Source organism: Acinetobacter baylyi DSM 14961 = CIP 107474 (assembly GCF_000368685.1).
Lineage (GTDB): Bacteria > Pseudomonadota > Gammaproteobacteria > Pseudomonadales > Moraxellaceae > Acinetobacter > Acinetobacter baylyi.
In genome coordinates this window covers 1215758-1228044 of record NZ_KB849628.1, presented here as the reverse complement: position 1 = coordinate 1228044, position 12287 = coordinate 1215758, and the positions used below count along the sequence as shown (strand labels likewise).

10 protein-coding genes are annotated in these 12287 nt (G+C 42.2%); 2 read left to right on the top strand and 8 right to left on the bottom strand.

Translation table 11 applies throughout. From position 1 onward, the window contains the following. Nucleotides 1-12: 12 nt before the first annotated feature. Nucleotides 13-819, top strand: coding sequence for an SDR family NAD(P)-dependent oxidoreductase (locus F952_RS15070; RefSeq protein WP_004929545.1), 807 nt, complete (start codon nucleotides 13-15; stop codon nucleotides 817-819). Nucleotides 820-845: 26 nt separating this feature from the next. Here F952_RS15070 and F952_RS15065 read toward each other — a convergent pair whose 3' ends face one another. The 8 genes from F952_RS15065 to sdsA form a co-directional block, all read right to left on the bottom strand. Continuing rightward, nucleotides 846-1301, bottom strand: coding sequence for a YbjQ family protein (locus F952_RS15065; protein ID WP_004929540.1), 456 nt, complete (start codon nucleotides 1299-1301; stop codon nucleotides 846-848). A gap of 9 nt (nucleotides 1302-1310) precedes the next feature. After that, on the bottom strand, nucleotides 1311-1661 hold the full coding sequence (locus F952_RS15060) for a YbjQ family protein (protein WP_004929536.1): 351 nt from the start codon (nucleotides 1659-1661) through the stop codon (nucleotides 1311-1313). Between the two features lie 114 nt (nucleotides 1662-1775). Beyond that, nucleotides 1776-3227, bottom strand: coding sequence for a multidrug efflux RND transporter AdeIJK outer membrane channel subunit AdeK (adeK, locus tag F952_RS15055; protein ID WP_004929534.1), 1452 nt, complete (start codon nucleotides 3225-3227; stop codon nucleotides 1776-1778). Then, nucleotides 3227-6406 carry a multidrug efflux RND transporter permease subunit AdeJ gene (gene adeJ / locus F952_RS15050; protein ID WP_004929533.1) on the bottom strand — a complete coding sequence of 1060 codons (3180 nt, stop codon included), beginning with the start codon at nucleotides 6404-6406 and terminating at the stop codon, nucleotides 3227-3229. The genes adeK and adeJ overlap by 1 nt, the downstream gene beginning before the upstream one ends. Before the next feature lie 12 nt (nucleotides 6407-6418). Further along, on the bottom strand, nucleotides 6419-7684 hold the full coding sequence (locus tag F952_RS15045; RefSeq protein ID WP_004929529.1) for an AdeA/AdeI family multidrug efflux RND transporter periplasmic adaptor subunit: 1266 nt from the start codon (nucleotides 7682-7684) through the stop codon (nucleotides 6419-6421). Between the two features lie 21 nt (nucleotides 7685-7705). Next, nucleotides 7706-8323 (bottom strand): phosphatase PAP2 family protein, encoded by a 618-nt coding sequence (locus F952_RS15040; RefSeq protein WP_004929527.1) that lies wholly within the window; start codon nucleotides 8321-8323, stop codon nucleotides 7706-7708. Nucleotides 8324-8474: 151 nt separating this feature from the next. Next, nucleotides 8475-10529, bottom strand: a complete 2055-nt coding sequence (locus F952_RS15035) for a site-specific recombinase (protein ID WP_004929526.1) — start codon at nucleotides 10527-10529, stop codon at nucleotides 8475-8477. Between the two features lie 20 nt (nucleotides 10530-10549). Further along, nucleotides 10550-11527: an All-trans-nonaprenyl-diphosphate synthase gene (gene sdsA, locus F952_RS15030; RefSeq protein ID WP_004929523.1), complete on the bottom strand. Its 978-nt coding sequence runs from the start codon at nucleotides 11525-11527 to the stop codon at nucleotides 10550-10552. Nucleotides 11528-11970: 443 nt separating this feature from the next. Here sdsA and rplU point away from each other — a divergent pair, with 443 nt between their 5' ends. Further along, the gene (gene rplU / locus F952_RS15025) at nucleotides 11971-12282 is read left to right on the top strand and encodes a 50S ribosomal protein L21 (RefSeq protein WP_004929521.1); all 312 of its coding nucleotides are present in this window, start codon (nucleotides 11971-11973) and stop codon (nucleotides 12280-12282) included. Nucleotides 12283-12287 lie beyond the last annotated feature (5 nt).

Here is a 12287-nt window from a genome sequence, read left to right as displayed (position 1 = left end):
AGGTAAATCACCATGTCAAAACTTAATTCACTTGAGAATAAAGTGGTCTGGATTACGGGGGCTTCTTCTGGTTTAGGGAAAGCTTTGGCACGTGAATGTGCTTTGCAGGGTGCGCAAGTTGTACTCACTGCACGTCGTTATGATGAACTTGAAAAAGTCAGGTTTGGTTTATTTAAGCCAGAACAACATGCGTCTGTAGCAGCCGATATTACAGATGAAACTCAGGTACGCCATGCTTATGAACAGGTCCTGGCAAAAAAGGGGCGTATTGATTGGTTGATTAACAATGCAGGACTTAGCCAGCGCGCATTGATTCAGGATACCACCATGCAAACCGAACGTGCGATCATGGAAATTGATTATTTCTCACAAGTTTTTTTGACCAAAACGGTGTTACCAACTTTTATCGAGCAAAAGTCTGGCCGTATTGCTTATGTGTCGAGTGTTGCAGGATTACTCGGAACACAGTACCGTGCCAGTTATTCGGCGGCCAAAGCAGCCATTCATATGTGGGCAAATAGTTTACGTGCTGAAGTTGCAGAATTTGGGATAGATGTATCGGTCATTTTTCCTGGCTTTGTTAAAACCAATGTGTCTTTCAATGCACTCAATGGAGAGGGAAAACCACAAGGACACCAAGATGAAGCCATTGAAAATGGTTTGGAAGCAGATGTATTTGCTGAGGAAGTGGTAAAGGCGCTCATGAATGAAGAAGAATATATTGTGGTGGGCGGAGCGAAAGAAAAATTAGGTGTCTGGATTTCTCGGTTATCACCAGCCTTGCTATATAAAATGATTCGTAAAATGAAGGTTAAATAAAATTTAAGATCAGGAGGTGGCTCATGTTAGCCACACTCTGATTCAGGTGTATCCATAATTGCTGTGCCATAGGCAAATACTTCGACCATGCCGCCTTGCATTCCAAGCTCGGTAGTACTTAAGCGTACACCCATGATATGTTTTGAACCGTGATTGGCAGCTTCTTGTTTGAGTCTGATAATGGCTTCTCGGCGCGCACGATCAACCACAGTTTCATAAGTAGTGAGTCTACCACCAAAAAAGTTCTGGATATTGGCAATGATATATTTGAAATAGTCATGAGAAATCACCACGTTGCTTGATACAAACTGACCTGGTGCTTCAGAATGTACAAAACGATTGGTGTCGAGTGTGATATACGCCAGTTGCTGTTCTTTGTTGAGCAATTCTTTTAAATGCTTGCTTTCAAAATAACGACCAAAGCCAAAACCCAATCCAAATAAAACTAAAAAAACAACAATCTGAAAAATAAGATTTTCCATTATTGTTCCTTATGGGTTAAACGGATCTGGAAGTTTAGGTGCATTCGGCTGAACAATAACCGCTGTACCATACACAAATAACTCGGATGCACCTTGAGCAATGTTAGACGTAGAAAAGCGTATTCCCACAATAGCATTGGCACCGAGTTGCTGGGCTTTGGCAATCATGCGTTGCATTGCTTCTTGGCGCGATTCTTCTAAAAGTTCGGTATAGGCTGTGAGTTCACCACCGACAATATTTTTAAGACCTGCCAGCAAGTCACGGCCAACATGCTTACTACGCACGGTACTGCCATAAACAACATCAAGTTGTTGAGTAATCTCATGTCCTGGCATATTTTCTAAATTACTTAATAACATACAATTTTTTTTAAAATGAATGTCCATTCAAGATATGAAAAAAGCATCGTCAATGCAATGAAAATCTCCAATAAAAAAGCCCACCGAAGTGAGCTTTAAGTATCGAATAAATCGTTATTTCTTTTTCAGATCTGCACTTGAAGGCTGATGAACCACAGTATCCGTGGTGTTGGCTTTTAGACCACCACCTAAGGTTTTGTAGAGTTCAATCTGGTTATTCAGATTCGCTTGTTCAAGCAGTAAAAGACCTTGTTCAGCCGAGTAGGAGGTACGTTGTGCATCTAATACAGTCAAATAGTTATCGATACCTGCACGGAAGCGGGCATTTGATAAGCTATATGTGGTATTAGTTGCATCTACCAGACGGCGCTGGGCAGAGATACGGTCACCAATATTGGCACGCGTTGCTAAAGCATCATTCACTTCACGGAAAGCTGACTGAATTGACTTTTCATAATTAGAAAGAGCAATTTTTTGGTCAGTTTCAGAAATTTTGATATTGGCACGACGCGTACCCCAATCAAAAATTGGTAATTCAAGACTTGGGCCAATTGACCAGACACCAGCGCCAGATTTAAACAGGTCGCTTAATTGTGTAGATGCATAGCCTGCTGAACCTGTTAAGCTAATTGTTGGAAATAACGCAGCTTTGGCAGCACCAATATTGGCACCTGCCGCACTCAGTTGATATTCCGCAGATTTTACATCTGGACGATTGTTTAACAAGTCACTTGGTAAGCCTGTACTAAATACATTTTGACGTGTAATAGATTTGACAGGTTGATTCGGTAGCAAATTCTGAGGAACAGACTGACCTACTAAAAGATTGAGTAAGTTCTGAGCCTGAACGATTTGCGTTTTATAGTTGGCTACATCGTTACGTGCAGTTTCGACCGAAATCTGAGCTTGACGTAAAGGAACTTCACTATCAATACCTACATCAAAACGTTTTTTGTTCAGATTATAAGAATCGAGTTGAGCTTTCAGTGTTTGATCAGCCAGCTTCAAATTTGCAACGGCGAAAGAGTAGCTTAACCACGCCTGAGCCACCTGACTCACTAGACTGATCTGAGTGGTGTCACGTGTGCTTTGTGTCGCCAGATAATTATCGAGTGCTGCATCCTTCAGACTGCGTACTCGCCCCCAGAAATCAAGCTCATAGGCAGTCACGCCTAGTCCAACTTGAAACGTGGAGTATGGATTATTGGGATCACGTGTGATGCTTACCTGACGGATTGCACTACCACTTGCTCCAATTGTTGGAAGCTGGTTATTTTCAGTAATTTGATACTGTTGTTGTGCACGCTGAATATTCAATGCAGCGGTACGTAGATCACGGTTATTGTTGAGAGCCAACTCAATCACTTGCAATAAGCGAGGGTCAGAGAAAAAGTCTTTATAGCCTTGCTCTGCAATAGATTGACCTGACGCGTTATAGGTATAACTTGTCGGAATGTCGGCTTTGACAACTGGTTCTGGGCCACGCATGCTTTGGCATGCAGCCAAAGCAAGCGCAAGTGCAGATACCGCAATGCTACGACCTGAAATAGACCATACTTTTTGCATCACGATCTGTGCTCCTGATTATTAACGGTTTTTGGTTTGTACTTAAAGACACCCCGAATCCACACAAAGAAAATTGGGATAAAGAAGATACCTAAAAGCGTTGAAGTGATTACGCCACCAAGTACACCATAACCGACTGAATGCTGGCTACCTGCACCTGCACCAGAGGCCAGTGCGAGAGGAAGTACACCAAATCCGAAGGCTAGAGTCGTCATGATAATTGGACGTAAACGCATTTTTGCGGCATGCAAGGTTGCTTCAAGGAGGTCTTCACCTTTTTCTTGAAGCTCTTTTGCAAACTCAACAATCAAAATCGCATTTTTTGCCGAAAGACCAATCACCGCAATCATAGCAACTTGGAAATAAATATTATTGGATAAGTTTGGATCGCCTTTAATGACCATACCTAAATAGGTCAGTAATACTGCCCCAACTACACCTAACGGAACCACCAGCAGAACTGAGAATGGAATAGACCAGCTCTCATACAAGGCTGCCAGACATAAGAATACAATCAATAATGACAAGGCATATAAGAATGGTGCTTGCGCTCCAGACTCACGTTCTTCAAGCGATAGACCTGTCCATTCGTAATCAAAACCCTGAAGTCCCATGGATGGAAGTTTATTGACAATCTCTTCCATGGCTTTCATTGAATCACCAGAACTTACACCTGTAGCAGGTGAACCCTGAATGTTCACTGAAGATACCCCATTATAACGCTCAAGACGTGATGAACCATATGTCCATTCACCTGTCGCAAAAGCAGAGAATGGAACCATTTGGCCTGCGCTATTGCGCACATACCATTTGTTGAGGTCTTCAGGCATCATTCGGCTTTGAGAGTCGCCTTGAACATACACTTTTTTCACGCGGCCGCGATCAACAAAGTCATTCACGTATGAACCACCCCATGCAATACTCATGGTATTGTTGATATCAGCGATACTGACACCCAGTGCACCCGCTTGTGCCTGATCAATATTGATTTGATACTGAGGAGTATCTTCCTGACCATTTGGACGTACACCCATGAGGCGTTTATCCTGTGATGCCATACCCAGTACAGCATTACGTGCAGCAATCAATTTGTCATGGCCTTGACCACTCGAATCCTTAAGTTGCAAGTTGAAGCCTGCAGTTACACCCAGTTCAGGCATAGCAGGAAGCTGTAATGGCATAATATATGATGCATCTTTCACGATCATATTGAGTGCCATACCACGCTGAATGATATTGCCAATCTGGGTTTCAGGTGTGGTACGTGCACTCCAGTCTTTCAATTTAACAAAGGCTAGACCTGCGTTTTGACCGACCCCAGTAAAAGAGAAGCCAGCAACAGTAAAGATTGATTCGACCGAATCTTTTTCCTTATTCATGAAATAATTGGTCATGGTATCAATGACTTTACCAGTACGGTCAAGTGAGGCATTCGGTGGTAATTGAACCAGTGTCAAAACCACGCCCTGATCTTCTTCTGGCAAGAATGAAGAAGGGAGTTTGACAAAGAACAACACCAAAATTCCGAAAATGGCAGCATAAAGAATTCCAGATAGAATTTTATGATGCAGCATGCGGTTTACGCCATTTTGATAACCGTGTGACAGACGATCAAAGGTTCTGTTAAACCATCTAAAGAAGCGCGCAAAAATATGGTTACTTTCTTTCTTGTTCGGATCATGCTGTTTGAGCAAAGTAGCACAAAGTGCTGGCGTAAAGGTCAGGGCAATCACTAAGGAAAGAACCATTGCGGTCACCAGTGTGATTGAAAACTGACGATAAATAACGCCTGTAGTACCACTAAAGAATGCCATTGGAATGAATACCGCAGACAATACGCTGGTAATACCAATCAATGCACCTGAAATCTGTTGCATTGATTGCTCAGTGGCTGTAACTGGATCGGTATGCTCTTCAGACATGACTCGTTCGACGTTTTCAACCACCACAATTGCGTCATCGACTAGAAGACCAATCGCCAGTACCATAGCAAACATGGTTAAAGTATTAATCGTAAAGCCAAAAAGGTTAATAACGGCAAAGGTTCCGAGTACCACCACTGGAACTGCAAGTGTCGGAATAATCGTGGCACGCCAGTTCTGCAAGAACAGGAACATCACGATAAATACCAATACGATAGCTTCAATGAGCGTATGTACTACGCTTTCAATTGAAAGTCTGATGAAAGGTGTGGTGTCGTAAGCAAGCTTATCTTTTAAACCAGCTGGATAGTTTTTGCGTAGCTCTACCAAACGGGCTTCTACTGCTTTAGCAGTATCGAGCGCATTTGCTCCTGTTGCCAGTTTGATCGCCACACCACCTGCTGGTTTTCCATCAAACTTGGAATCAAACTGATAATTGTCTGATCCTAACTCAACGCGTGCGACATCTTTTAACAGAACTTTTGCACCCGTACTGGTATTTTTCAGGAAAATATTACGAAACTGTTCTGGTGTTTGTAAAAGACTTTGAGCATTCACCGTGGCATTTAATACCTGACCATCAACAGCTGGTGCACCACCGAGTTGACCCACTGCAACCTGAGCATTTTGTGCATTCAAGGCAGTAGAAATATCACTTGGTGTGAGTTGATAGCTGGTAAGTTTTGCAGGATCAAGCCAAATACGCATGGCATAAGAGCCACCAAATACCTGAACTTCACCCACACCCGCTACACGGCTAAGCGGTTCAGAAATATTTGAATTTACGTAATCTTTAATGTCTGAACCCGATAAACTTCCATCAGGTGAGTAAAATGCAATAACTTGCATGAAGCTGGCACCAGACTTAGTGACCTTCACGCCTTGACGTTGCACGTCTTCTGGAAGCAATGCCGTTGCAGATTGAAGTTTATTTTGTACCTGAACTTGTGCGATATCAGGATCGATACCTTGTTCAAAGTTTAATTCAATAGAGGCCTGACCATTTCCCGCACTATTCGACGAGATATAGCGTAAGCCATCCAGACCATTCATTTGTTGCTCAATGATCTGTGTGACTGTATTTTCAACTGTTTGCGCAGATGCACCAGGATAGGTTGCAGAAATTGTAACCTTAGGTGGAGCAATCGTCGGATATTGCGCAATTGGCATTTTGGTGAGAGTAAGAATACCCGCCAGCATAATGACCAGTGCGATCACCCACGCAAAGATGGGGCGATGAATAAAAAATTTAGCCATTCAGTCTACTCCTTATGCATGTGAAGTAGCTTTTTGTTCAGATTGGGCTTTATCTGCTTGCGCTGGCTTTGATTTTTCGCTGTCCGCATTTTGCGGTTGAGTAGGCGATTGCTGTTGTGGTTGTGCTTGGTAAGGTTGAGCAGTAACTTGCTGACCTTCTTTAACCTTGGCAATACCATCCACAATCACTTTATCACCTGATTTAAGCCCTTCAGTGACAATCCAGTCTTTACCCTGTACACCAGCAGTCTGAATTTGACGTGTTTCTGCGGTATTTTTAGCATTGACTACCATTGCAGTTGCTTGACCCGTTGGTGTACGTGTAACCGCAGCTTGAGGAATCAGATATGCATTTGGAATGACAGCTTGAGCAATTTGTGCAGTTGCATACATACCAGGAAGCAATAAATGATTAGGATTCGGGAAAACAGCACGTAGGGTAACAGTACCTGTATCAGTGCTTACACTTGCATCAGAAAATGCCAAGCGCCCTTCAACTGGATAGATAGAACCATCTTCCAGACGAAGTTTAACCTTAGTATTGTTACTGTTGTCCAGACTACCTTTACTCAATTGCTGACGCAAGCGAAGTAATTCTGTACTTGATTGATTGATATCTACATAAATCGGATCCATTCGTTGAATGGTCACCAGTGGTGTGGTCTGATTTGCTGTAACCAATGCACCAGCAGTTACGGATGATTTACCAGATTGACCCGAGATTGGTGAGCGAATGGTAGAGTAACCTAAATCAACCTGCGCATTTTGCACTTGTGCCTGTGCCGCTGCAACTTGTGCCTCAGCTACATTGACCTGACCGACCAGATCATCGTATTCCTGTTTGGAAACCGCATTACTTGAAACCAATTGTTTATAACGATTCATCTTGGTTTTAAGCGAGTTTAGATTTGCCCGTTGTTGCAAAAGTGCTGCCTTTGCATTGTCGAGCGTCGCACGATTGGTACGTGAATCTAGTTCGTAAAGCGCCTGTCCTTCACGAACGTAGCTACCTTCTGCAAACAAGCGTTTTAAAATGATTCCGCTTGTTTGTGGTCGAACTTCAGAAATCTCGTAAGCAGATGTTCGTCCAGAAAGTTCTACTGATTGTTCTACGCTTTGCGGTTGAGCAACGATCACACCCACCTGTGGTGGTGGCATTTGCTGAGCAGCACCAGCCTGTTCAGCATTTTTAGGATCTTTACTACAACCAACAAGTGCAATACTTGTTGCCAATGCGCAAGCAGTAAGGGCAGGTACCCAAAGCTTAGCCGACGTCATTCTTCCACCTCATTTAGATAATTATCTAAAAAATAAATTGTTTTTGTCTAACTTAATTTTTAACAGCCCTAGCCAAAGCAATGAGATCCAAATAAAACCAATCCCCCAACCTGCAAGCACATCAGAAGGATAATGTACTCCAGCATAGACTCGCGACACTCCCATTATGATGAACCATAAGCAGGACAATAAAGCGACATATGAATATCGGGCATGGCCGCGATAAATAAATATTGCGAGAGTTGCTAAAGTTGCTGCATAAACACTGTGCGCACTTGGAAATGAAGCCCCATAACTATTGACGAGGTGATACATCTCTGGCGGGCGTGGTCTATCAAAACACCATTTTAACAACCATCCAAATCCGATACTGCCAAGCACACCTGATATGATAAAAATCACATTGTTTTTTCTTCTATGCCACCAATGTTGAACACACCACAGCGTAGAAAAAAATAATACAAAAGGCATACCACCTAGCAATGCAAATCCGGCTGATACGCTGTCGAGTGAAGGGCTTCTATGCTGACTCAAAAATTGGACTGCGAGTAAATCCCATTCTTGTGCCAGAGGAGAAAACAAAGCAAAAACACTGACAGTAAAAAAAATACAACCAATACAAAGCAATAGGTATGGCATCAGAGCAACCTTTACTATAAACCGAGCTGTTCGGTCAGTTTTAGAATTTAAAGTGTACTTTCGAGTACACTTTTTTTCAAGTCTATATTTCTCGATAGTAATTTCATTCTGATTAATTTTTAAGTTGCTTTAACATTACACAACAAAATTGTTAATTTTTTGTTTTTTCGATAGAAGGGTGTTGATCATCGATTTCCAATGGTCGTTTTGGAGGCCAGAAAAAATCGCTTGGACGAGTCAAAAAGTGAGTCATCACGAGTTTAGCTAAGGGTTTCCACTGTTCAAAACGAACTCGGCGTGCACGCAAAGCTACAATAATGGTGAGTGTGAAGCTTACAAATAAGTTGGTAAGACCAATCAGTAGCACGCCCATAAATGACACAATAATCAGTCCAATGTCAGGAGAGCCATTAATCGTCATTAAGCCTTGAATAAAATTGGCAGAAGCGAAAGCAATATGACGGATATCAAGAGGTAAACCTAAAATAAAACCAATTGTGCCCATACTGCCAAGCATAATCCCAAATAAAAAGTTACCTGCTAGTGCCCCCAGATTTCGTTCAATATAGTCTGCAAATTTATTAAGACGTTCTTGTCCCATGAGTTTAAGCAGACGACTATCCATTTTCAGGCGTGGCCCCACTTTACGGTAAACGGCCATGTTGTCAAAATAACCAGCAATCAGGCCAGACAAGAACAGGCACACGCCTGCAATTGCTGCATGTGGAACAGCCAGGGATGTAAATGGATTCAGATCATGTAATGTTTTGGCTGCTTTGGCATTGGTCATGAGCGGCTCATGAAGATTCATCTGCCATAAAAACGCAATGAAGGCCGCTACAGGAATGGCGATCGAAATATTGCCCAGAATCGCAATGAATTGTGTACGAACAATATTAATAATCAAGGCTGCCAGTTCGGCAAGCTGAGCATTTTTTGAGCCTCTACGTTGCTGAACAGTTGCGGCAAGTGCAGCCGCCGTCATCGCTGGCTGTTTGGTGGCAACAGTAAAGTGCAAAATATGAATGAGTACAAACCCCAATGAATAGTTCATGCTATACACAAAGGCCTGCATTAAAGGCGCAAGAGTAAAGCGTGCTGCCAAGGTTTTTAACGTTGCCATTATAGCGATAATGGCACCAGCACCTGCTGCTGCTTTATACATGCCCAGAAAGCCCTTTTTATCGGTGCTTACATAGTGTTCACCTGTTTTACTTGCATTTTCAGTAACCTGAAGTGCCACAAGTTCACTGTTGGTACTTAAAAGAGCACGTACGCTTTTTTCGCTATAGTTTGCCTCTGTAATATCCTTTAATAACTCTCCAAGTGCTCTATGACGTAAATTCTGGTCGGCAACAACAATATTGAGTAAGAGTTCAATACGGTCAAGGCACTGTTCAAGTAAAGACAATAAATAGGTCAGGCTTAAACTGACACCAATGCGTTTGGTTGCTCTACGAATTTTAAGTACCACATCTCGACACTGATCAAACATGACCAGTGCTTGAGAAGCATCGGGTGGTTCGATGACTGCAACTTCGTGACCTGTGTAATGCTGCTGTTTATATTTTTCTATAAAATCAACAATTTCACGGTTTTGTACTAAAAATGGCGATTCGTATTCTGTCAGTTCGGGTTGAGCATTGATAAATTCGGGATATAGGCCAATTCCACTGATTCGATAGGACAAGACTGTAATGGCCTTAATCATTTCAGCATAAATAGCGCGTTTATATTCAATGTTTCCGTTACTTTGTCCAATAATCTGAAACAGTTGTTCCCAGCGATGATCATCAATGGCATCGAGCCAGTATTTATCGCTTTTTTGATGAAACACCTGACCAATCAAGCTTCTTAAATCTTTATGGTCGATAATACTTGGCAGGACATAAGCGCCCATACGTTTAGAAAGCTGGTTCCAGAAACCATCCTGAGACAGAATGCCACTATCTGAATATAGACCACTTTGTTTGTATTGATTAATGAGTCTTAAAATATAGGCCTGTAACGTCAGAGCTGCATTAGGCGTAATCAGCAGCGACTGAACAAATACATCAAATTTTTTATAAATTTCGTCCGTATTTTTAGTGTCACTTGGACGTAAGCGATCAACTAACTCGATTGCAAGTTGTCCATCTAAAGCAGTGGGAGCATGCTCAAGCTGCTCTTGCATGTTGGCATAAAGATCGGAGAGATGAATGTGCATAGGCAGATGATTAAGTATATTTATTGGATTCGGTGCAAAGCCAGTTGGGTAAGATTAAATAGTGCCTGACGTGCTTCGCTTTCTGGTAAATGTTGTAACGCTGCCAAGGCGGCTTGGGTTTCTTCTTCGGCACGTTTACGGCAGTAATCCAGTGCACCCGATTGCTGAACAATCTGAATGACTTGTTCGAGCTGATGAATACCACCCGTGGCAATACTGCGACGAACAATATCATGTTCTTCGCCTTGAGTATGTTGTAATGCTGAGATTAATGGCAGTGTTGGCTTTCCTTCCATCAAATCATCACCAATATTTTTACCTAATGTTTCTGCATCGGAGGTATAGTCCAAAATATCATCAATAATTTGGAATGCATTACCAAAATGTCCAGCAAAATGTCGTAGAGGTTCACGATATTCTGGTGTACCAGAAAGAATTGCAGCACCTTCGGTAGCAAGTTCAAACAGACGCGAAGTTTTACCGTGAATAATATTCAGATAAGTCTGTTCGGTGGTTTCTGGGTCATGCTGAGACTGTAATTGTAAAACTTCACCTTCAGCAATCTCACAGGTACCTGTCGAGAAATCTTTCAGAAGCACCATGTCATTCAAATCGACCAGTAAATCAAAAGCACGTGAGATCAGAAAATCACCGACTAAAACTGCCGTCTGATTATTCCATGTGGCATTTGCAGTTGGGCGGCCACGACGCAAGCCTGATTCATCCACCACATCATCATGTACCAGTGTTGCGGTATGTAGCATTTCGATAATCGCGGCCAGCTTCCGATGCTGTTCAAGATCAGTTGAACCACACGCTTTTGCAGCAAGTAGGCACATGATCGGACGCATGCGCTTTCCACCCGCCTCAACAACATGCTTACTAACGGCCATCACCAGCGCAACTTTGGACGTAATGCCTTCATTAATAAATGTATCCATCGCAGCGAAGTCTGAAGCAACAGGCGCGAGAATGTCTTGCTTAAAGTCGATGGCCATTTGAAGGGAAACCTCATCAATCTATGAAATAAATGTCACTACGCATGATCTATTCAATCATTGACTTATATATGTAGAATCATCGTGTTCAAAAAGAAATAAGCCTGAAATATTGGCTTGGAAGCTGTATACACACTTGTTTCTTTGGGGTAGATGTCTACAAAGTTAAGCTGTATTTACAGTAGCAAGTTGTTTTTTAAACTGTATTTGAGATTTTACACATATTCAGCTTAAATGCTAGGTTGTGGTTTTATCTGGTTTGTGCTTTTAAAACTATATTTTTATAGCTCGCTCAAGTAATAACTATTATTTTTTGTTCAATCTCTTGTTGTTTTCTTGGTTTTCACTTAAAATCTCTGGCCTTATATATCCCAGTGGCGTTCGTTTTAAGATCGGTATATCCCTTTACTGGCACGACGACACGGGCTGAGTTGGAGTACATTATGTACGCAGTAATCCAAAGCGGTGGTAAACAGCACCGTGTAGTTGAGGGTGAAACCCTTAAAGTTGAATTATTGAAAGCAGAAACTGGTTCTACAATCACGTTTGATGACGTATTAATGGTTGTAAGCGGCGAAAGCGTTCAAATCGGTGCTCCAGTTGTTGCTGGCGCTAAAGTAACTGCAGAAGTGGTTGGTCATGGTCGTCACGACAAAATCCGCATCATCAAAATGCGTCGTCGTAAACACTACCGTAAGCAACAAGGTCACCGTCAATGGTTTACCGAGTTGAAAATTACTGGTATTTCAGGCTAATCACG